This is a genomic window from Dactylosporangium sp. CA-139066 (assembly GCF_050936175.1).
Taxonomy (GTDB): domain Bacteria; phylum Actinomycetota; class Actinomycetes; order Mycobacteriales; family Micromonosporaceae; genus Dactylosporangium.
The window spans coordinates 813,116-832,698 of record NZ_JBNJNH010000002.1; the positions used below are offsets into that span (position 1 = coordinate 813,116).

Consider the following 19,583-nt stretch of genomic DNA (forward strand, 5'->3'; position numbering starts at 1 on the left):
CCGGCAGGGCTCGAAACCCCGCCGCCACGGCTCGTCACCTCGTCGGGACGGTGCGGTGCATCGTCGTCGGGTGAGTTCGGCTCGGGCCGGCCACTCATTCGCTCACCTCCCGCGGCGGTTGAGCGGTGGCTGTCCACCGCGGGCGGAACCGGGCGCCGAGCAGCCGCCACGCCCGGCCGATCGCCGCCGGTCGCAGCAGGGCGCCCCAGAGGCGGACAGATACGGAACCCTGGCGCGTGCGCGGATCGTCGGCCCGCGGCGGGCGATGGCCGGTGTCGGGCAGCGGTGCGGATCGGACCGATCGCGGCAGGATGGCCGTGACGCGGAAGCCGCCGTCCGGACGCGGGCCCGCGACGAGCAGGCCGCCCAGCGCCTCCACGCGCTCGCGCATGCCGACGAGTCCGTGCCCGGTTGCGCCGGCCTCCATCCGGGCGGCCGTAGGCGGACCGCTCGGTGGGGCATTGTCGACGCGGAGTTCCAGGGACTCGGGGGTGTAGCGCAGACGCACGTGGACGGGTGCGAGCGCCGCGTGTTTGCAGGCGTTGGTCAGGCACTCCTGGATCACCCGGTACGCCGTCAGGTCCACCGCCGTCGGCACCACCATTGCATCCGCTGAATCGGTCACCACCGTCTCGACAGTCACCAACCGATCCGCCAGGTCCGGACGAGCCGGCACCTCCGCACGCTCCCATTGCGGCGAGACGAGCGGGGCGAGGGAAGCCGACGCTGCCGCTGGAACGGCCGCATGCGGCCCGACGGACAGCGTCGCCGAAACCGGCGCTGGGATCGGGCCCCGCGGTGCGGCGACAGCGTGGCCCGCCGCGGGCGGCACTGAAGCGGGCGCTGGCGGTGCAGCGACGGCACCCGCTGAAGGAGGCTCTGGCGATCCGGCGGCAGCCTGGGGCGCGGCGGGCCGCGCTGCAACAGGCGGCGAAGGTAGCGGCGAAGGTGGGTGAGACGAGCGGCGGAAGGCCGCTACCAGGTCCGGCAGACCGGCGAGTCCCGGCAGCGGGTCGAGCGGCGGCGGGTCGTCGTCAGGGCGGCGCAGCAGGCCGATCGTGTCGCGCAGCTCGGACAGGGCCGTGCGGGACGCCGCGCGGACGTGGGACAAGGCCTCGCGGGCGCGTGGGGGCTGGGACTCCAGGAGGTGGGCGGCGACGCCGGACTGGACGTTGATCAGGGCCAGCTGGTGGCCGACGGCGTCGTGCAGGTCGCGGGCTATGCGCAGGCGCTCCTCCGTGACGCGGCGCAGGGCCTCGGCCTCGCGGTCCAGCTCGGCGCGGTGGGCGCGGGACTCGACCTCGGCCAGGTATTCGCGGCGGCTTCTCGCGCCGTCGCCCGCGGCCACTGCCAGGGCGCCCAGCGCGGCCAGCGCGAGGTTTTCGGCGCCCAGCCACGATGACGGCTTGGCCAGCATGTGCAGGCCGGCGAACGCCGACACCGCCAGGACGCCGATGGTCAGGGCGCGGCGGCGGCTCTGGGACTCGGCGACCGTGTAGAGGGCGTAGAGCGGCGCGGCGAGGATCAGGGCGCCGTTGGTGCCGCTGTGGTTGAGGACCAGGTAGACCTCGGCGGCGATCGAGCTGGTCAGGAACGCGGCGAGCGCGTGGTGGCGGCGCAGGACCAGGGCGGCGCAGGCCACGACGAGCGCGGTCAGGGCCGCGGGCTCGAGTGGGCCGGTCGTGGGGGCGCCGTGGGTGGTGACCAGCACGACGACGCCCACGATGAGCGCGATGGTGAGGTCGATCCGCATGGGGTTCACGGTAGGCGGGGGGTACGACAAAAACGTCCCACGCCTGCGGTATTCGCAATGCCGCGGGCGGGCGACGACTCAGGCGGCGAAACCGGCGATCGTCGGCGGCATGACATCGGTACGCATACGCGATCTCACCAAACGCTACGGCGACGTCGCCGCCGTGGAAGGGCTGACGTTCGACGTTCCGGCGGGCTCGGTCACCGGGTTTCTCGGGCCGAACGGGGCCGGGAAGACCACCACGCTGCGGATGCTCGTCGGGCTGGCGCGGCCGAGCGCGGGCGAGGCGCTCATCGACGGGCGGCCGTACGGCGACCTGCGCGAACCCCGCCGTACCGTCGGCGCGGTGCTGGAGTCCGGCGGGTTCCACCCGGGGCGGCGCGGGCGGGACCACCTGCGGATCCTCGCCGGCTCGGCACGCATCGCGATGCGGCGCGTCGACGAGGTGCTCGACGAGGTCGGGCTGAGCGACGCCGCGCATCGGCGCGTCCGCACGTACTCCCTCGGCATGCGCCAGCGGCTCGGGCTCGCCGGCGCGCTGCTGGGCGACCCGGGGCTGCTGATCCTCGACGAGCCGGCCAACGGGCTCGACCCGGCGGGCATGGCGTGGCTGCGGGCCCTGCTGCGGCGCCGGGCGGCGAGCGGGGGGACCGTGCTCGTGTCCAGCCACGTACTGGCCGAGGTCGCGCAGACCGCGGACCACGTGGTGATCGTCGACAAGGGGCGGCTACGGCACGAAGGGGCGGCGGGGCCCGACCTGGAGCACACGTTCCTGCAGGCGACGGAGGCCGGGCATGCGGGCTGAGATCAGGAAGCTGACCACCGTACGGGCGCCGTGGCTGCTGCTCGTCGCGGCGCTCGCGCTCGTGGCGGCCGGCGCGGGGAGCCGGCTGGCGAAGCACCCCGAGGACGCGGCCGGCGCCGCCGCGCACGCCGGGCTCGCCGCGCTGTTCCCGCTCGTGCTGGGGATCATGGCGATGGCCGGCGAGTACCGCCACCGCACCATCGCCGACACCTACCTCTCAACGCCGTCGCGGCGCCGGGTGCTGGTGGAGAAGCTCATGGTGTACACCATGATGGGCATCGGCTTCGGAATCGCCGGCGGCGCCGTCGCGCTCGTGCTCGTCCTCGTGCGGAGCACGTCATCGGTGCCGTATGCCACGCTGGCCGGCGCGGTCGGCTGGAATGCCGCGTTCGCCGCGATCGGGGTCGGAATCGGGGCGCTGGTACGCAACCAGGTCGCCGCCATCGCCGGCGCGCTCGCCTGGCTGGCGCTCATCGAGGGCGTGGCCGCGGAGCTGGTCGGCGACGACGGGGCGCGCTGGCTGCCGTTCCGGGCCGCGACGGCGCTGGGCGGCATGCCGGGGGCGGGGCTCACGCAGGGTACGGCCGCGCTCGTGCTGGCCGGCTACGTGCTGGTCTTCACGGGTGCGGCTGCTGCGGTACAACAGCGGGATCTTCCCTAGCGTCATAGCGCTCCTGGGCCGCCGTGATCGCCGGCATCTCGGCCTCGAGCAGGTCGATGAGCTCGCCGAGCTTGACGGCGATGCGGCGGCCCGGGTCGGTGAGGCTGTACTCCACCCGGGGCGGTATCGCGGTGACCACCTCGCGCACCACCAGGCCGTCGCGCTCGAGGGCGTGCAGCGTCTGCGAGAGCATCTTCTCGCTCACGCCGTCGACGCGCCGGCGCAGCTCGTTGAAGCGATGCGTGCCCGCGAGCAGCCCGGCCATGGTCAGGATGCCCCACTTGCCGGCGACGTTCTCCATGACGGGCCGCGACGTGCAGTTCTTCGCGAAGACGTCGAACACGAGCCGCTCGAGGGACATGTCACTACGATAACCCGATGGCTTGCACTTTCTAAAAGTTAGTGCCTACGATCCAGAAATGAAGATTTCGGTCACCGGCGCGACCGGGCACCTGGGCAAACTGATCCTTTCCGAGCTGAAGGGGCACGACGTGCGCGCCATCGCCCGCCGCCCCGAGACCGTCGGCGGCGAGGCCCGCTTCGGCGACTACGACCGGCCGGAGACGCTGGTCGACGCGTTCGAGGGCACCGACGCGCTCGTGTTCGTGTCGGCGAGCGAGCTCGGCAGCCGGCGCGCCGCCCAGCACCGCGCGGTGGTCGAGGCGGCGGTCGCGGCCAAGGTCGGGCGGATCATCTACACGAGCATCACGCGGGCGGACACCAACCCGATCCCGATCGCTCCGTCGCACAAGGCGACGGAGGAGCTTATCCAGGCCTCCGGGCTGCCGTACACCTTCCTGCGCAACAACTGGTACCTCGAGAACTACACCGGCAACCTGGCCGGCCCCCTTGAGCACGGCGCGGTCCTGGGTTCGGCGGGCGACGGGCGGATCGCCGCCGCGACCCGGGCGGACTTCGCCGCGGCGGCCGCCGTCGTGGCCACCACGCCCGGGCACGAGGGCCGGGCCTACGAGCTCGGCGGGGATCGGGCGTTCACGATGAGCGAGTTCGCGGCGGCGCTCAGCGAGCGTTTCCAGACCCCGGTGTCGTACCGCGACCTGCCCGTCGAGGACTACGCCAAGACGCTCATCAGCTTCGGGGTGCCGGCCGGGTTTGCCGAGACCCTGGCGCAGTCGGACGGGGAGATCGCGAAGGGGGCGCTCGACGTCGTGACCGGGGAGCTGAGCGGGCTCATCGGGCGGCCGACGACGTCGCTGGAGGAGTTCCTCGCGGGCGTGCAGGTCTGACCTCCCGCGGCGCAGCGTCCACCGTCAGGGCACGGCGCCGGCCGCGAACAAGGCGCGGCGGCCGCCGTCAGGCACGGACCCGGCCCGGACCGAGACGCGGCACGTCGCGCGCGGGTGCCGCCCTGTAAACGGGTGCCGCCCAGCGAGGGCGCAACCGAACCGAGCTCACCAGCAAGCGCGACGAGCGAGGCGCGACGAGCAAGCGCCACCGAACGAAGTCGGCGAGGCCAGCGCAACCGAATCAGGCGCCACGCGGCGCGACTCGGCTGCGCTGGCCTTTGGCCGGATTTTTCGCCCGACAGGCGAAAAATCTGACAAGTCGCGGCGCGGAGCGCCCGACTTGTCGCAACACTCACGACCCGCGAACCAGTTGCGCCGCAAAGCCGTCCAGCAAAGACTCCACCGCGAACGTGAACCGCGCCGCGTCATCCACCCCGGCGCCCGAGCGCACCGACTCCAGCAGCAACGGGTACCGGTCCGCGTCGAGGCTCGCCAGCCAGTCCGGCGAGCCGGGGCCGGACGACGACGTCCCGATGCCCACCTCAGCCGCCGCGTGACCGAGCACGAACAGCGTCAGGCTGTTCAGCGCGTCCACCGCCATCCCGAGCGGAAACCCGCCCGCGCGCAGCATGCGAAGGCCGGCCTCGACCGCGTCCAGCGTGGCCGGGGTCACCGCCGGGCGAACGATCCAATGGACGCGAACAAGCAGGTCGTGGCCGACTTCTTTCAGGCCGTGAGCGAGCGGCGGATCGGTGACTGGGGGAAGTACATGGCGGCCGACGTCATCGACCACAACAAGGTGATCTTCGGCGAGGAGGACGAGCCGGGCGCGGCGTTCGAGGGGTTCCGCCGGCAGCTCGAGGCGTTCGGCGAGGGCGGCATGTTCCCCCAGCAGCTCATCGCCGAGGGCGACACCGTGGTCGCGCGGCTGGTCGTGCGGGGGACGCACACGGGCTTCCACCCGCGCATGCCGGAGCCGACCGGGCGCTCGTGCGAGGTGGAGCAGATCTGGATCCTGACCATCCGCGACGGCAAGATCTCCGAGATCCGCGCCGTCAGCGACCGGCTCGGGATGTTTCTGCAGCTCGGATGGGACTGGCCGACGGCCGGCTGAACGTCAGTGGCGGCCGTGTGCGCCGGCGAGCGTGCCGAGCACGATGCTCAGGGCAATGAAGGCGAGCAGGCCGAACACCGCCTGCCAGGCGCGGCGGTGGCCGAAGTTGATCGTCCAGCCCAGGCCCAGGCGCTTGGGCACGAAAAGGTTGGGGTCGTCGGGGTTCGCGTAGATGAACCCGTACCAGCCGCGATCCTCCCGGCCGCCCCGGGCGCTGATCGGCGCGCCGCGGCGGTTGATGGGGATCACGACGACGGCCAGCGCGACGATCGCCACGATCAGCGCGACCGCGAGCAGCTGAGCGAGCACCGGATCGGTCATCCTTCGAGCATCTCACTCAGGCCGCCGAGGTGCGAGAGCCGCGAGCGGAGGAACGCGCGCTCCGGCTCGTTGCCGGAGAGCTCGGCGGCCGTCGCGTACGCGGCCCGGGCCTCGGCGACGCGGCCCGCGCGACGAAGGAAATCGGCGCGGACCGCATGGAACACGTGGTACCGCCGCAGAGGCAGCCCCTCGATCAGCCGCAGCCCGGCGTCGGGCCCGTCGAGCTCGGCCACCGCGACCGCGCGGTTGAGCTCGACGACCGGCGCCGGCGCGACCGCCATGAGCTGGTCGTACAGCCGGACGATCTGGCCCCAGTCGGTGTCCTCGGGCCGGGTCGCGTCGGTGTGCACGGCGTTGATCGCGGCCTGGATCTGGTACGGCCCGGGCCGGTTGCGCCGCAGGCAGTCCCGCACGATCCGGTGACCCTCGTCGATCAGGGCGAGGTCCCACGCGCCCCGGTCCTGCTCCGGCAGCGGCACCAGCGCGCCCTCCGGGCCGACGCGGGCGGGGCGCCGGGCCGCGACCAGCAGCATGAGCGCCAGCAGGCCGGCGGCCTCCGGCTCGCCGGGCATGAGGCGGCACAGCATGCGGCCGAGCCGGATCGCCTCCGCGCACAGGTCGTCGCGCACGAGGTCGGGGCCGGAGCTCGCGGAGTAGCCCTCGTTGAAGATGAGGTACACCACCGCGAGCACCGCCGACAGCCGCTGCGGCAGGTCGGCGGGGCCCGGCACGCGGTACGGGATGCCCGCGTCCCTGATCTTGTTCTTCGCCCGCACGATCCGCTGTGCGAGCGTCGGCTCGGGGACCAGCAGCGCGCGGGCGATCTCCGGGGTGCTCAGCCCGCCGAGCAGCCGCAGCGTGAGCGCCACCTGCGCGTGGCGGGCCAGCGCGGGGTGGCAGCACGTGAAGATCAGCCGCAGGAGATCGTCCGGCTCCTCACGCGGTACGCCGTACAGCAGATCCGCCTCGGCGTGCTTCGCGGCGCGCCTGGCCTCGCGCCGGACCCGGTCGATCGCGTGGCGGCGGGCGGCCGTGATGATCCAGCCCGCCGCGCCCGGCGGGGGCTCGCCGGCGGGCCAGCGCAGCAGCGCGGCCGCGAACGCCTCCTGGACCGCCTCCTCGGCGAGGTCGATGTCGCCGAAGGTGCGGACCAGGACGGCGACCGCGCGGCCGTACTGCTCGCGGAAGACCCGCTCGACCGGCCCGGTCATCGGAAGGGTCGCACCTCGATCGGCAGCATCGTGGCCGCCACCGCGCGGCGGCCCCACTCCAGCGCCTCGTCGAGGTCGGCGCACTGCAGGACCATGAATCCGCCGAGGTGTTCCTTGCCCTCGGCGTACGGCCCGTCGCTGGTCAGCACGTCGTCGCCCTTGGGCCGCAGCGTCGTCGCGCTGCCCGGCGGGTGCAGGCCGCCGCTGAACACCCACACACCGGCCTGCTTCACGGCCCGGTCCAGCTCCTCCACCTGCGCGACGATCCGCGCCATCACCTCGTCCGACGGCGGCTCGCCGGTGCTCGGCTCGACGACGCTCAACAGGTACTGCTTCATGACCATCTCCCTCTCGGCATACTTGATACCTCCCATACGAACTTGGGTCACCGGATTCGACACTTCCGGAAAGGAATCAAGGGTGAGCGAGACGCTGGAGTTCCAGGCCGAGACCCGACAGCTGCTGCAGCTGATGGTGCACTCGATCTACTCCAACAAGGACATCTTCCTGCGCGAGCTGATCTCCAACGCCTCGGACGCGCTGGACAAGCTGCGCCTGGAATCGCTGATCGACAAGGACCTCGAGGTCGACGCGAGCGATCTGCACATCGCGATCGAGATCGACAAGGATCAGCGCACGCTCACGGTCCGCGACAACGGGATCGGGATGTCCCACGAAGACGTCGTGTCCCTCATCGGCACGATTGCCAAGTCCGGCACCGCGGAACTGCTGCGCAAGTTGCGTGAATCACCCGAGCAGCAGCAGCGGGCCGAGCTCATCGGGCAGTTCGGCGTCGGTTTCTACTCGACGTTCATGGTCGCCGACAAGGTGACGCTGGTGACCCGCCGGGCCGGCGAGCACCACGGCACCCGGTGGGAGTCCGCCGGCGAGGGCACCTACGAGATCGAGGCGCTGGACGAGGCGCCGCAGGGCACCTCGGTGACGCTGCACCTCAAGCCCGAGGACAGCGAGGACCAGCTCTTCGACTACACCGCGGACTGGAAGATCCGGGAAATCGTCAAGAAGTACTCGGACTTCATCGCCTGGCCCATTCGCCTGGCCGGCGCCGACGCCCCGCTGAACTCGATGAAGGCGCTGTGGGCGCGGCCGCGCAGCGAGGTGAGCGACGAGGAGTACCACGAGTTCTACAAGCACGTCAGCCACGACTGGACCGACCCGTTCGAGACCATTCACATGCGCGGCGAGGGCACGTTCGAATACGAGGCCCTGCTGTTCATCCCGGCCCGCGCGCCGTTCGATCTGTACATGCGCGACGGCAAGCGCGGCGTCCAGCTGTACGTCAAGCGCGTCTTCATCATGGACGACTGCGAGGCGCTGACGCCGCGGTACCTGCGTTTCATCAAGGGCGTCGTCGACGCGCACGACCTTTCGCTCAACATCTCGCGCGAGATTCTGCAGCAGGACCGCCAGATCCAGGTCGTGCAGCGGCGCCTGGTGAAAAAGGTCCTCAGCACGCTGGGTGAGATCAAGGACAAGGACAGCCAGCGGTACTCCACGTTCTGGAACGAGTTCGGCCGCACCCTGAAGGAGGGTCTGCTCGACGACGCGGAAAACAGCGAGACGCTGCTCGATCTGCTGCTGCTGCCGTCGACGCACTCGCCGGAGCCGACCTCATTGCGCGCCTATGTCGAGCGCATGCCCGAGGGCCAGACGGACATCTACTACATGACCGGCGAGACGCGCGCGACCGTCGAGCACTCGCCGCACCTCGAGGCGTTCCTCGCGAAGGGTTACGAGGTGCTCATCCTCACCGACCCCGTGGATGAGGTGTGGGTGGAGCAGGTCACGCAGTACGACGGCAAAAACCTGCAGTCGGTCGCGAAGGGACAGGTGGACCTCGGCGCCGAGGAGATCGCGCCGGAGCGCAGCGAGGGCTTCGCGCCGCTGCTGTCGTGGCTCGGCACCGCGCTCGAGGCCGACGTCAAGGAGGTGCGCCTGTCGACCCGGCTCACCACCTCGGCGGCCTGCATCGTCGGCGACAAGGACGACATGACGCCGACGCTCGAGAAGATGTACCGCGCGATGGGCCAGGAAATGCCCCACATGAAGCGCATCCTCGAGCTCAACGCCGACCACGCCCTCGTCACCGGGCTACGCGACGCGCACGCCGCCGACCCCGAGGCCCCCGGCCTGCGCGACACCGCCGAGCTGCTCTACGGCATCGCGCTGCTGTCGGAGGGCGGCGAGCTCGCCGACCCGGCGCGCTTCACCCGCCTGGTCGCCGACCGCCTGGCGCAGTCGCTGTGAGCGCCGAGGACGAGCTGCTGGCGGCCGAGCGCCGCCTGCAGGCCGCGCAGCTGGCCGGCGACGTGGCGGCCCTGGATGAGCTGATCGACGACCGCCTGGTCTTCACCGGACCGGACGGGAAGTTGTACCGCAAACAGGACGACCTGCACGTCCACCGCACCGGCCACCAGGTGATGACGCGGGTCGACGAGGAGGAGGTCGAGGTCCTCGTCGACGGGGACCTCGGCGTGACCTGGTTCCTGGGGCGCCTCGCCGGCACGTTCGGCGGCGAGGCGTTCGACTGGCGGATGCGGTACACGCGGACCTGGCACCGCGGCGCGGACGGCGGTTGGAAAATCGTCGCCGCACACGGCAGCGCCGTGTAGACACTGGAGTCGTGCGAACGGTCACGCTAGTGCTCGTGGACGGCTCCGGCGCGGTGCTGGGCGCCCTGCCGCCCTTCACCGTCGAGGTGCCCTACTGGCCCGAGGTCTGGGACGTGGTCGCCGGCGCGCGGGAGCGCTTCGGCGCCGACGTGACCGTGCTGCGGCTGCTGCACGCCGACCGGCCGCATCCGCCGGGCGGGGCGGTGACGTACCTCGCGCAGCTGGACGGGGCGGCGCCCGCGCTCGAACCCGTGGCGTTCGAGCCGGCGCCGCACCCGCGCCGGGCGCCCTACGCCGAGGTGGGCGGGCCGGCGGCGTCGATCCGGTGGGCGCTGGAGGTGATGCGGGGGCTCGGCCTCGGTACACCCGAAAACATCGTGCAGCGCAAGACCTGGAACCTGTCGGCGCTCTGGCGGCTCGACGAGTTGCATTGGCTCAAGCACCTGCCGCCGTTCATGCGGGCCGAGACCGAGGTGCTGGCCTGGCTCGGCGCCGTCGCGCCCGGTGCCGCGCCGCGGCTGCTCGCCTCCGACGACTTCGGCCGCCAACTGCTGAGCCACCTGCCCGGCGAGGACGGCTTCGGTGCGCCGTCCGAGGCCCGGTTCGCGATGGCCGACCTGCTGCACGGGGTGCAGCGGCGCGCCTCGGACGACCTGACGCAGCTGGCCGGGCGCGGGGTGCACGACCGGCGCGGCCCCCGGCTGCGCGAGGAGATCGTGGCGGCGGCCGTGCCGTGGCTCGCCGAGATCTTCGGCCTCGACGCGCTGGTGGGCGGCCTCGCGCCCCGGCTGGCGGCGGTCGCGGAGTGCGGCCTTCCCGACACCCTCGTCCACGGCGACTTCCACCCGGGCAATGTGCGGTTTTCCACGTCGGTACCCCCGGCCGTCCTCGACTGGGGCGACGCGTTCCTCGGCAACCCGGCGTTCGACATCCTCGCGCTGTGCGAGGGGCTCGAGCCGGAGCCGGCGGCGGCCCTCGTGGAGCACTGGGCGGCGCTCTGGCGGCGGGTCGCGCCGCGCAGCGAGCCGGAGCGGGCGGTCGAGCTGCTGCGGCCCGTCGCGCCGCTGCTGGACGCCGTGATCTACGCCGGCTTCGTCCACAATATCGAACCAAGTGAATGGCCGTATCACGCCGAAGACGTCCCGGCCTGCCTGCGGAGGGCGGTCGCCCTGGGGTAGCCCGTTTTTGTCGTACCCATGAGATACAACTACCGGCGTCAAGAACCACCCCCTAATGCTGGAGGTCGATGGTCTTGAGCGTCGAAACGCGCTCGACGGCGGTCGTCATACCGCCCGTGCAGCCACGCCGCCTCGCCAAGGTCCCCTTCGTCGAGCTCGCCGACGGGCGCCTGCAGGGCGTGGTGTCGAGCGGCTCGGACATCGAGCGGGTCTATGTCTCCTCGATCGGCGCGGGCACGCACGGGCTGAGCTGCAGCACCAATAACAACCGGCCCTGCGGCGGCCTGCGCGGCGCCCACCCCTGCAAGCATCTGCAGGCGCTGCTCGACGAGGCCGAGGTGCAGTACGGGCGCGATCGCGTCGCCCGCTACCTGCGCATCGAGGTCGAGGACGGCCGGCCCCTCGCCGCCGGGCTGAAGGCGCACCACGAGCCCGCCCCCGCCGCCACCGTGTTCAGCGGCTTCCTGCGCCACCTGGCCTATCTGGAGCGGCCCGGCAGCGGCGAGGCGATCCCGGAGCTGCACTGGTTCCCGTCCGTCTCGAGTGCGGGGGAGGCGGCGTGATGCTGTCCTCGCTGTTCGCGCCCGGCGCCGAGGCCGACGCCGGCGTGGGGCCCGCGCTCGAGCTCGCGGCCGCCGTCGACGAGGGGCTGCTGCACGGCTTCGCCCGCGTCGACGAGGACCGCGCCGACGCCCTCGCCACGCTCGCCGGCGCCTTCGCCGGCAGCCCGCTGCACGAGCCGGTCGCCGAGGCGATCGACAAGATCGCCGCCGGCTCGATCGCCGACGACCACCTGTTCGCCCTCGCCGCCGCCCGGATCGCGCTGTTCGGCGCCGTCCACGACGCCCTGCTGGCCTCGGCCGACGCGGCGCTCGGGCGCCGGCGGGCCGGCTGGGCCGGTGCCGCCGAGGCGGGCGCGGCCCCGCCCAACCTGCTCGCCGGCGCGCGCTCGTGGCTGCGGGAGCTGGCCATCACCGGCTGGCGCGGCGTCGACAACGACCTGGTCTCCGCCTCGAGCCAGGCCATCGAGGCCGCCTTCGGCGAGCCGGCGCTGCGCCGCCTCGCGGTGCTGCTCGACGGCCTCGCCGCGGAGCTGCGCGCCGGCAGCCCGATCGCGACGCTGGAGCACGTCCCGGTGCGCCGCTGGGCCGACCTGTGGAGCCGCGCGCTGCTGCTGGCCCGCGACGGCGGCCCGCGCGCCGCGGCCGCCGAGCCGGTCACCGGCCGCTTCTACATCCTCGGCACCGACGTGCACGAGCACCCGACCGCGGTGCAGGCGCAGGTCCACGGGGTGCTGGAGGCCGGCGGCGAGCATGCGGCCAAGGAAGTGCGCATAGTGCGGGCGAGCGTCTCCGCGGCGAAGGTCGACACGATCGTCGGCCCGGCGATCTGGCGCCTGCTGGGCGGCCACCAGTGGCTGCTCACGGCGCTGGCCCAGCGGCGCGTGCTCGAGCTGACCGACATGCCGCTGACCGCCGGCGGCGACCTGATCTGGGACGACGCCCGGGCCCGGCTCGGCGACGAGGCCGACCCGTTCACCACCGCCCGCATCCACCTCGGCGCCGCGCTCGCCCCGGCCACGCCGCCGCTGGAGCGGCACCCGGTGCGCATCGCCGAGCCGGTCCTCGTCGAGGACTTGTCGACGGTCACGCTCGACACCCGCCGGCTGCCGGCCTGCGGGCCGCTGACGCCGGAGATCCTGGCCGGCGCGAGCGCCTGCATCGGCCTCCTGCGGTGGGACGACGGCGCCTGGTCGGTGCAGCCACTGGGCGTGCAGACGACGGTGAAGAAGAAGCAGGCGGCCGTGCATACCGGCGACTGGGCGCTCGGCCCCGACGACGCGAAGCTCGCCAAGGCGGCCGGCGAGGCGGTCGAGGTGCTGCGCGAGCGGGCGGGAAGGCTGCTGCGCAAATGACACCACAGGAGAATCGGCGCCAGGTTCTCTACTGGCGCATGCTGGGCCGGATCTTCGAGGCCGACGAGCAGCCGGCCCTGGAGTCGGCCAGCGTCGCGATCGTCGACGACATACCCCTCCCGCCCGCGCTGCTCGATCCCGGCGTGACCGTGGACAACCTGGTCCAGCGCCACCCCGAGCTGGCCGCGGAGTTCGAGGGGCTGATGGCGCCCGAGGACGACGGCGCTGGTGGGCTGGAGGTGCGGCGGGCCGCGCTGGTCTCGAAGCTGCTCATCAACGTCTTCAACACCGGCTCCGGCAACGTCAGCGCCACCCAGCTGGCCAACTGGCAGGCCGACGCCGGCTGGTTCGAGAAGGCGCTCGGCCTCGACCCGGGCGAGCTGCGCGGCCGGCCCAACGCCGGCGGGCTCGCGGGCGTGCTCGGCGGCATCGAGGGCGACCTGGTCAAGCGGATGCACCTGCGCGAGGTCCTCGCCAACCCGGCGCTGGCCAAGCAGCTCACCCCGAGCATGTCGCTCATCGAGCAGCTGCTGCGGGACAAGAACAACCTCTCGGGCGTGGCGCTGGCCAACGCCAAGGCGCTCATCCGCCGGTTCGTCGACGAGGTCGCCGCGGTCCTGCGCACGCAGGTCCAGCAGACCAGCGTCGGCGAGATCGACCGGTCGGTGCCGCCGAAGCGGGTCTTCCGCAACCTCGACATCGAGCGCACCATCTGGAAGAACCTGACCAACTGGAGCCCCGAGGACGAGCGGCTCTACGTCGACCGGCTCTTCTACAAGCACACCGCGAAGCGCACCACCCCGGCGCGGCTCATCGTGGTCGTCGACCAGTCCGGCTCGATGGTCAACGCGATGGTCAACTGCACCATCCTGGCCTCGATCTTCGCCGGCCTGCCGAAGGTGGACGTGCACCTGGTCGCCTACGACACACGCGCGCTGGACCTCACGCCGTGGGTGCACGACCCGTTCGAGGTGCTGCTGCGCACCCAGCTCGGCGGCGGCACCGACGGCACGGTCGCGATGGCGCTGGCCCAGCCGAAGGTCGCCGACCCGCGCAACACCGTCGTGGTGTGGATCTCCGACTTCTACGAGTCGCAGTCGCAGGTCCTGTTCGACTCGATGCAGGCGATGCATCGCTCCGGAGTCAAGTTCATCCCGGTCGGCTCCGTCAGCAGCGGCGGGCAGCAGAGCGTCAACCCGTGGTTCCGGCAGCGGTTCAAGGACATGGGCGCGCCGGTGCTCTCCGGGCACATCAAAAAGCTTGTCGCCGAACTCAAGAGCTTCCTCGCATAGGAGACCCCCTCATGACCGACATGCTCCGCGCCCCCGCCGAGGCCAAATACGCCGAGGAGCTGGACTGGCTCGAGTCGATCGACGACGGGCCGAAGCCGTTCTCGTGGCGGCTCAGCCCGCGGATGATCCGGCTGTTCATCCTCGGCTCCGAGAGGGCCGACGGCCTCGACCGCGAGATCTCGCAGAAGTGGTTCGGCGACCGCAGCTTCGTCGAGCGCAGCATCGTGACGCTGGCCTCCGACCGCGGGCTGCTGCTCATCGGCGACCCCGGCACCGGCAAGAGCTGGCTGGCCGAGCTGCTGGCGGCGGCGATCTCGCGCAACTCGACGCTCGTCGTGCAGGGCACGGCGGGGACCACCGAGGACCACATCAAATACTCGTGGAACGTCTCGATGGTCATCGCCAAGGGCCAGTCGCGGGCCTCGCTCATCCCCTCGCCGATCATGACCGCGATGGAGAAGGGGGTCATCGGCCGGTTCGAGGAGCTGACCCGCTCCACCAGCGACGTGCAGGACGCGCTGATCTCGATCCTGTCGGAGAAGTACGTCTCGATCCCTGAGCTCGACGACGACAACATCGTCTTCGCGCAGCCCGGCTTCTCGATCATCGCCACTGCCAACAGCCGCGACCGGGGCGTCAACGACCTGTCCTCGGCGCTGAAGCGGCGCTTCAACTTCGTGCGGATCCCGGTGGTGACCAACAAGAAGAGCGAGGCGGAGATCGTTCGCTTCCGCACCACCGAGCTGCTGCGCCGGCACCAGATCGAGCTCGACGTGCCGCCCAACCTGCTCGACATCCTGCTGCAGAGCTTCGCCGACCTGCGCGCCGCGGCCGCCTCGGCGACCAGCGACGACGAGAAGCTCGAGTCGGCGCTGTCGACCGCCGAGCAGATCGGCGTGCTGGAGGACGCGATCCTGCACAGCACGTTCTTCGGCGACCGCCGGCTGAAGGCCGAGACGCTCGCCGGGTCGCTGGTCGGCTCGCTCGCCCGGCGCAGCCCGGAGGATCTCGCGATCCTGAACAAGTACTGGCACGGCGTCGTCGAGCCCCGCAGCAAGGACGACGGCGGCGAGTGGCCGGCGTTCCTCGAGGGCGGCCGCCAGGCGATCGCCACGTTGTCATGAGCTCGTTCGATGCCCTGCGGTCCCAGATGGTGGAGGCGGCCACCGCCTTCGCCGAGGGACCGGGCGCGGTGCCCGACATCCTGGCCGGGATCGTCGACGACGTCGACCGGGCGCTGCGCGAGGAGCTGGAGATCTTCCCGGTCTGCCACCACTCGCCGGCGTCGGGCCTCGCGATGGTCCGGCGGCTGCGCGAGAAGCGGCCCAAGGTGATCTATCTCGAGCTGTGCGAGGACATGACGCCGCTGCTCAACGAGCTGCGCAACTGCCGGCTCCCCGTTGCGCTGCAGGCGTTCGCGTCCCAGCTGGACGGGTTCCCGCAGGAGTGGGGACCGCTCAGCGTCGTCGCGCCGATCACGGAGGCGTCCGCGGAGTACCAGGCGATCGCCTACGCCCTCGACACGCCCGGCGTGGAGCTGGTGCTGGTCGACCGCTCGACCGACCACGTGTTCCAGTGGCAGCCGCGCGAGGACGAGGCGCCGTCCGCCGAGGGCGCCGAGGAGTCCGAGGACGCCGACCTGCACGGCGACGCGGTCGGCATCGAGATCGGCGACCTGCGGCCGCGCTTCGCCGAGCTCGAGCGGCACCTGCTGCACCACGGCAAGGTGCGGCACTGGTCGGAGTGGTGGGACCAGTATGTGGAGCAGCCGCTCGCCGGCGCCGACTACGCCACCTACCGCCAGGTCATGGTGCTCATCGGCAGCCTGTTCCGGCGGCTGCAGCCCACCGACGCCCGGCGGGTGAAGGTCGACGAGGACCGGGAGCGTTACATGTGGACCCGGATGCGCGAGCACCTGGCGCGCACCGGCGTCGACAAGGCCGACTGCCTCTACATCTGCGGCGCCTTCCACGCCGCGAGCCGGGTCGAGGAGTTCGGCACCGCCGAAGGCGTGCCGGACTTCGAGATCAGCCCGCGCACCGGCACCAAGTGGCTCTACGGGCTCATCCCGTCCAGCCACTCGGCCATCGAGGCGCAGTTCGGGCTCGCCTCCGGCTCGGTGTCGATCGCGGCGGCGACGTGGCAGAAGGCGGTCGCCCGGGAGCGGCTCCAGCCGTTCCAGCTCGAGGGGCAGCGGGGCGCCCGCAAGCGCAAGGCCGTCGCGGCGACCGGGGCCGGCGCCGCGCCGGAGCCGGTGAACGACCGGCTCACCGGGTTCCTCGCCAGCCCGCCGGTGCTCGACGGGCTCGACGAGGAGGAGCTGCTCGGCTGGTGCGTCGACATCGTGCGGCTGGCCCGGCGCAACGGCTACCTGGCCAGCACCGCCGACGCGATCGCGGTGTTCGAGACGTCGATACTGCTGGCCGGGATGCGCAACCGGGCGCGGCCGACGCCGTACGACTTCCAGGACGCGGCGGTCACGTGCATCGAGAAGGACGCCGTGCCGGGCCGGCGCGACGTGCGGCGGCTCTGCGAGATCCTGCTCGGCGGGGACCGCGTCGGCCAGGTCGGCTACGAGGCGCTGCCGCCGCTGGCCCAGGACGTCTACGACCGGCTCGCCCCGATCGGGCTCGACCTCACCCGCTCGACGGTGCAGCGGGCGCTGCTCGACATCGCGGGCCGGCCCGAGCTCGCCCCGGCGTCGCACCTGCTGTGGATGCTGCGGTACTTGCTGCCCGACGGCGCCGTGCGCCCCATCATGGGCACGCGCCGGCTGGGCGAGAAGTCGATCCAGGAGAGCTGGGACCTGTCGATCGGCAAGCACCAGCGCTACATCATCGAGCTCGGCTACGAGGGCGTCACCGTCGAGCAGGTCGTCGAGCAGCGCCTGCGCCGCTCGGTCTGGGCGCCCGACGCCACCGCGGCGGTCGCCCTGCGCGCCGTCGAGGACTCGATCCTGTTCCTCGGCAGCCGCCGCTTCACCGACGAGCTCGGCGCCCGCGCGGTCGAGCTGCTCTCGGCGGAGCGCACGGTGGACGACGCGCCCGAGGTGCTCAAGCGGATCCGGCGCCTGCTGGCGTACTACCGCTCGGCCGAGCCTACGCTGCCGACCTGGTGCGAGTCCTTCGTCACCGCCGGCTACGCCCACTACTGCACCCTGCTGCCCACCGCGTTCGTCGACGACGAGACCGGCGTCGGCCAGGTCGCCGCGATGCTCGGCTTCCTGTTCACGATGGAGGGCCTGGCCCTGTCGCTCGGCTGCGACCGCGCCCAGCTCGAGCTCGCCGTGCGCCAGTCGCACCCGGAGAGCCCCGCGAAGGTCGCCCTGCTGTGGTCGGCCCACCACCAGCTCGGCCTGCTCCCCCTGCCCGACCTGCGCGCCCGCTGCGCCGACCTGCTGGCCAACCCGCTGGTCGTGCCGTCGGTGCCGCAGTATCTGAGCGGCTTCATCCAGGCCCTGGACCCGGCCCCGAAACTCACGCCGTTCGTGGTCGAGTTCATGTCCAACGCCTTCGCGAAGCTGCCCGACCCGGTCCTGCTGCCATGGCTGCCAACGCTCATCACCACGCTGCGCGACCAGGCCGGCGAGCTGGTCCCGGTCCTCATCCGCGAGGCCGGCCGCACCTTCCCGTCGACCCTGGCCGCGCTCGACGCCTTCGTCCCGCCGTGGCTGGCCCCCTCACCCGCGTCATCGCGCCGCTCCCCCGCCGGCGCCGGCGCCGCTCTGACCGCGACCTCTCACCCCGCGGCCGCCTTCCTGGCAGCGCACCCGGCGACGACGGACGCGCTCGCCGAGACGCTCGGACTGGAGCCGACCTGGCGGGAGATTGGACCAACAGTGGCCGCAACGGCCCCGCTGCCGCTGCTGAGCACTTATGGTGAGACGGCCGAGGCCCTGGCCACTCTGCTTGCCGCGCCGGTTTAGGCCGTTTCCGGCACGGTGAAAGCGCGCCCCGCCCGGTCACAGGCCGTTCCGGGCGGGGCGCGCGGGCCACACCGCCGGCGCCTGGTCACAGGCCGTCCCGAGCCAGGCCCACAGGTCCACACCGCCGCGGCCGGTCACGGGCCGTTCTGAGTGCGTCCCACGGGTCCACACCGCCGCGGCCGGTCACGAGCCGTTCTGAGTGCGTCCCACGGGTCCACACCGCCGCGGCAGGTCACGGGCCGTTCCGAGCGAGGCCCACGGAGCCAACCGCCGCATCCGGTCACGGGCCGTTCCGAACGCGGCCGAGCGTCCATCCTTGGCGCGGGGCCCTGCACCTCGCGCCTGACACCGGCTCACGCGCGCTCTCGCCGCGCGCCCCGCCGTCGCCGCCCGCGCCGCGCGCCCCGCCGTCGCCGCCCGCGCCCCGCCCTCGCCGTCGCCGCCCGCGCCGCGCACCCCGCCGTCGCCGCCCTCGCCGCATGCCCCGCCTCGCCCCGCCCGCGCCCCGTCCGCGCCGCCCACACCCTGCCGCGCCTCGCCCTGCCCGCACCGCGTCCGCGCCGCCCACACCCTGCCGCGCCTCGCCCTGCCCGCACCGCGTCCGCGCCGCGCCTTGCTCTGCCCCGCGCCGCGTCCGACGCCGCATGCCCTTCCCGCGCCGCGCCGCACGCCCTTCGCGCGCCGCGCCGCGCCGCGCCGCACGCCCTTCGCGCGCCGCGCCGCGCCGCACGCCCTTCCCGCGCCGCGCCTCGCGCCCTGTCTGCGACTCGCGGTTTGCGGCGGCTGCGGTCGGCGGAGGAGTGGATGGGGGTGATTAGCGTGGGTCTATGGACTCGTCGGTGGTGCTTGGCATGGGCGGCTGCCTGGGCGCGTTCCTGGTGCTCGCGATCGTCGCCGCGGTTCTCGGTCATCGCAAGGAGCGGCGGCGGGTGGAGGCGTTGCAGTACTGGGCGGTGCGCAACCGGTGGCAGTACCAGCCGCGGCCCGACGTGGACTGGTGGCAGCGCATGCCGGGGCGCAACAAGCGGGGCGTGGAGTTCGCGCTGTCCGGCACGGTCGGGGGGCGGGCGGTGGCGGTGGCCGAATACACGTACACGACCACCAGCACGACGGGGGTCGGCGACTCGGCGTCGACCACGACCTCGACGCATCACTACGTGCTGTACGTGGTTCGGCTGCGGCGGAGCTGGCCGAGCATCGCCGTGCAGTACCGCGGGGCGATGTCGCGGTTCGGGCGGGCGCTGTTCGGGGATCGGGCCACGGCGATCGGGTACGAGCCGTTCGACAGCGCGTACCGGATCTCGGCCGATCAGCCCGAGGCGGCCCGGGCGGTGTTCGGGCGGGAGCTCGTCGCCGAGCACGTGGCCGGGCGGCTGCCGGAGTGGAGTTTGTACGGGGACCAGCTGCTGACGTACGAGACCGGGCGCATCGCCGATCCCGATGCGATTCCGGGGCGGCTGGGCTCGCTGGTGCGCGTTGCCGATCTGATCGAGTCAGCCTGACAAAGGTGACGGACGGGCCCGGCTGC

The 19,583-nt window shown here is 72.6% G+C and carries 19 protein-coding genes; 13 read left to right on the forward strand and 6 right to left on the reverse strand.

The genetic code is table 11. From position 1 onward, the window contains the following. Positions 1–94: 94 nt before the first annotated feature. Positions 95–1,753, reverse strand: a complete 1,659-nt coding sequence (locus ACQEVU_RS48465; protein ID WP_433336852.1) for a sensor histidine kinase — start codon at positions 1,751–1,753, stop codon at positions 95–97. Between the two features lie 109 nt (positions 1,754–1,862). Here ACQEVU_RS48465 and ACQEVU_RS48470 point away from each other — a divergent pair, with 109 nt between their 5' ends. Together ACQEVU_RS48470 and ACQEVU_RS48475 are read left to right on the forward strand one after the other, a co-directional pair. Further along, a complete protein-coding gene (locus tag ACQEVU_RS48470) occupies positions 1,863–2,558 on the forward strand; it encodes an ATP-binding cassette domain-containing protein (RefSeq protein WP_433336854.1) in 696 nt (231 codons plus the stop codon). Continuing rightward, a complete protein-coding gene (locus ACQEVU_RS48475; protein WP_433336856.1) occupies positions 2,548–3,219 on the forward strand; it encodes a hypothetical protein in 672 nt (223 codons plus the stop codon). The genes ACQEVU_RS48470 and ACQEVU_RS48475 overlap by 11 nt, the downstream gene beginning before the upstream one ends. Here ACQEVU_RS48475 and ACQEVU_RS48480 read toward each other — a convergent pair. Continuing rightward, entirely contained in the window at positions 3,176–3,580 is a 405-nt protein-coding gene (locus ACQEVU_RS48480) for a winged helix-turn-helix transcriptional regulator (RefSeq protein ID WP_433336858.1), read from the reverse strand. The two genes, ACQEVU_RS48475 and ACQEVU_RS48480, sit on opposite strands and share 44 nt — an antisense overlap. Before the next feature lie 58 nt (positions 3,581–3,638). Here ACQEVU_RS48480 and ACQEVU_RS48485 point away from each other — a divergent pair, with 58 nt between their 5' ends. Continuing rightward, a complete protein-coding gene (locus ACQEVU_RS48485; RefSeq protein ID WP_433336860.1) occupies positions 3,639–4,466 on the forward strand; it encodes an NAD(P)H-binding protein in 828 nt (275 codons plus the stop codon). A gap of 352 nt (positions 4,467–4,818) precedes the next feature. On the opposite strand, the gene ACQEVU_RS48490 is transcribed toward ACQEVU_RS48485, so the two are convergent. Next, a complete protein-coding gene (locus ACQEVU_RS48490; RefSeq protein ID WP_433336862.1) occupies positions 4,819–5,259 on the reverse strand; it encodes a TetR/AcrR family transcriptional regulator C-terminal domain-containing protein in 441 nt (146 codons plus the stop codon). Between ACQEVU_RS48490 and ACQEVU_RS48495 the strand changes: the two genes are divergently transcribed. Continuing rightward, a complete protein-coding gene (locus ACQEVU_RS48495; RefSeq protein ID WP_433336864.1) occupies positions 5,158–5,580 on the forward strand; it encodes an ester cyclase in 423 nt (140 codons plus the stop codon). The two genes, ACQEVU_RS48490 and ACQEVU_RS48495, sit on opposite strands and share 102 nt — an antisense overlap. A 3-nt stretch (positions 5,581–5,583) precedes the next feature. Here the strand turns inward: ACQEVU_RS48495 and ACQEVU_RS48500 are convergent, their stop codons facing one another. The 3 genes from ACQEVU_RS48500 to ACQEVU_RS48510 are packed head-to-tail and all read right to left on the reverse strand — an operon-like array spanning position 5,584 to position 7,450. Then, positions 5,584–5,901, reverse strand: a complete 318-nt coding sequence (locus ACQEVU_RS48500) for a DUF5808 domain-containing protein (protein WP_433336866.1) — start codon at positions 5,899–5,901, stop codon at positions 5,584–5,586. After that, entirely contained in the window at positions 5,898–7,112 is a 1,215-nt protein-coding gene (locus ACQEVU_RS48505; protein WP_433336868.1) for an RNA polymerase sigma factor, read from the reverse strand. The genes ACQEVU_RS48500 and ACQEVU_RS48505 overlap by 4 nt, the downstream gene beginning before the upstream one ends. Next, the gene (locus tag ACQEVU_RS48510) at positions 7,109–7,450 is read right to left on the reverse strand and encodes a YciI family protein (RefSeq protein WP_433336870.1); all 342 of its coding nucleotides are present in this window, start codon (positions 7,448–7,450) and stop codon (positions 7,109–7,111) included. The genes ACQEVU_RS48505 and ACQEVU_RS48510 overlap by 4 nt, the downstream gene beginning before the upstream one ends. A gap of 82 nt (positions 7,451–7,532) precedes the next feature. Between ACQEVU_RS48510 and htpG the strand changes: the two genes are divergently transcribed. The 9 genes from htpG to ACQEVU_RS48555 all read left to right on the forward strand — a co-directional run bounded on the left by htpG (position 7,533) and on the right by ACQEVU_RS48555 (position 19,557). Then, positions 7,533–9,380 carry a molecular chaperone HtpG gene (htpG, locus tag ACQEVU_RS48515; RefSeq protein WP_433336872.1) on the forward strand — a complete coding sequence of 616 codons (1,848 nt, stop codon included), beginning with the start codon at positions 7,533–7,535 and terminating at the stop codon, positions 9,378–9,380. After that, complete coding sequence (locus tag ACQEVU_RS48520) at positions 9,377–9,745, forward strand: nuclear transport factor 2 family protein (RefSeq protein WP_433336874.1); 369 nt, start codon at positions 9,377–9,379, stop codon at positions 9,743–9,745. The genes htpG and ACQEVU_RS48520 overlap by 4 nt, the downstream gene beginning before the upstream one ends. An 11-nt stretch (positions 9,746–9,756) precedes the next feature. Next, positions 9,757–10,923, forward strand: a complete 1,167-nt coding sequence (locus ACQEVU_RS48525) for an aminoglycoside phosphotransferase family protein (protein WP_433336876.1) — start codon at positions 9,757–9,759, stop codon at positions 10,921–10,923. Positions 10,924–10,991: 68 nt separating this feature from the next. After that, a complete protein-coding gene (locus ACQEVU_RS48530) occupies positions 10,992–11,486 on the forward strand; it encodes a hypothetical protein (protein ID WP_433336878.1) in 495 nt (164 codons plus the stop codon). Beyond that, entirely contained in the window at positions 11,486–12,838 is a 1,353-nt protein-coding gene (locus tag ACQEVU_RS48535; RefSeq protein ID WP_433339705.1) for a hypothetical protein, read from the forward strand. The genes ACQEVU_RS48530 and ACQEVU_RS48535 overlap by 1 nt, the downstream gene beginning before the upstream one ends. Next, positions 12,835–14,130, forward strand: coding sequence for a VWA domain-containing protein (locus ACQEVU_RS48540; protein WP_433336880.1), 1,296 nt, complete (start codon positions 12,835–12,837; stop codon positions 14,128–14,130). Before ACQEVU_RS48535 ends, ACQEVU_RS48540 begins: the two co-directional genes overlap by 4 nt. A gap of 11 nt (positions 14,131–14,141) precedes the next feature. Further along, on the forward strand, positions 14,142–15,254 hold the full coding sequence (locus tag ACQEVU_RS48545) for an ATP-binding protein (protein ID WP_433336882.1): 1,113 nt from the start codon (positions 14,142–14,144) through the stop codon (positions 15,252–15,254). Continuing rightward, positions 15,251–18,055 carry a DUF5682 family protein gene (locus ACQEVU_RS48550; protein ID WP_433336884.1) on the forward strand — a complete coding sequence of 935 codons (2,805 nt, stop codon included), beginning with the start codon at positions 15,251–15,253 and terminating at the stop codon, positions 18,053–18,055. The genes ACQEVU_RS48545 and ACQEVU_RS48550 overlap by 4 nt, the downstream gene beginning before the upstream one ends. Positions 18,056–18,882: 827 nt before the next feature. Continuing rightward, positions 18,883–19,557, forward strand: coding sequence for a hypothetical protein (locus ACQEVU_RS48555; protein WP_433336886.1), 675 nt, complete (start codon positions 18,883–18,885; stop codon positions 19,555–19,557). Positions 19,558–19,583: the final 26 nt, after the last annotated feature.

What these genes read in the sequence shown, in the direction of transcription:
- ACQEVU_RS48465 (WP_433336852.1), bottom strand. Translation starts at nt 1,753, where the DNA reads ATGCGGATCGACCTCACCATCGCGCTCATCGTGGGCGTCGTCGTGCTG.
- ACQEVU_RS48470 (WP_433336854.1), top strand. Translation starts at nt 1,863, where the DNA reads ATGACATCGGTACGCATACGCGATCTCACCAAACGCTACGGCGACGTC.
- ACQEVU_RS48475 (WP_433336856.1), top strand. Translation starts at nt 2,548, where the DNA reads ATGCGGGCTGAGATCAGGAAGCTGACCACCGTACGGGCGCCGTGGCTG.
- ACQEVU_RS48480 (WP_433336858.1), bottom strand. Translation starts at nt 3,580, where the DNA reads ATGTCCCTCGAGCGGCTCGTGTTCGACGTCTTCGCGAAGAACTGCACG.
- ACQEVU_RS48485 (WP_433336860.1), top strand. Translation starts at nt 3,639, where the DNA reads ATGAAGATTTCGGTCACCGGCGCGACCGGGCACCTGGGCAAACTGATC.
- ACQEVU_RS48495 (WP_433336864.1), top strand. Translation starts at nt 5,158, where the DNA reads ATGGACGCGAACAAGCAGGTCGTGGCCGACTTCTTTCAGGCCGTGAGC.
- ACQEVU_RS48500 (WP_433336866.1), bottom strand. Translation starts at nt 5,901, where the DNA reads ATGACCGATCCGGTGCTCGCTCAGCTGCTCGCGGTCGCGCTGATCGTG.
- ACQEVU_RS48505 (WP_433336868.1), bottom strand. Translation starts at nt 7,112, where the DNA reads ATGACCGGGCCGGTCGAGCGGGTCTTCCGCGAGCAGTACGGCCGCGCG.
- ACQEVU_RS48510 (WP_433336870.1), bottom strand. Translation starts at nt 7,450, where the DNA reads ATGAAGCAGTACCTGTTGAGCGTCGTCGAGCCGAGCACCGGCGAGCCG.
- ACQEVU_RS48530 (WP_433336878.1), top strand. Translation starts at nt 10,992, where the DNA reads ATGGTCTTGAGCGTCGAAACGCGCTCGACGGCGGTCGTCATACCGCCC.
- ACQEVU_RS48535 (WP_433339705.1), top strand. Translation starts at nt 11,486, where the DNA reads ATGCTGTCCTCGCTGTTCGCGCCCGGCGCCGAGGCCGACGCCGGCGTG.
- ACQEVU_RS48540 (WP_433336880.1), top strand. Translation starts at nt 12,835, where the DNA reads ATGACACCACAGGAGAATCGGCGCCAGGTTCTCTACTGGCGCATGCTG.
- ACQEVU_RS48545 (WP_433336882.1), top strand. Translation starts at nt 14,142, where the DNA reads ATGACCGACATGCTCCGCGCCCCCGCCGAGGCCAAATACGCCGAGGAG.
- ACQEVU_RS48550 (WP_433336884.1), top strand. Translation starts at nt 15,251, where the DNA reads ATGAGCTCGTTCGATGCCCTGCGGTCCCAGATGGTGGAGGCGGCCACC.
- ACQEVU_RS48555 (WP_433336886.1), top strand. Translation starts at nt 18,883, where the DNA reads ATGGACTCGTCGGTGGTGCTTGGCATGGGCGGCTGCCTGGGCGCGTTC.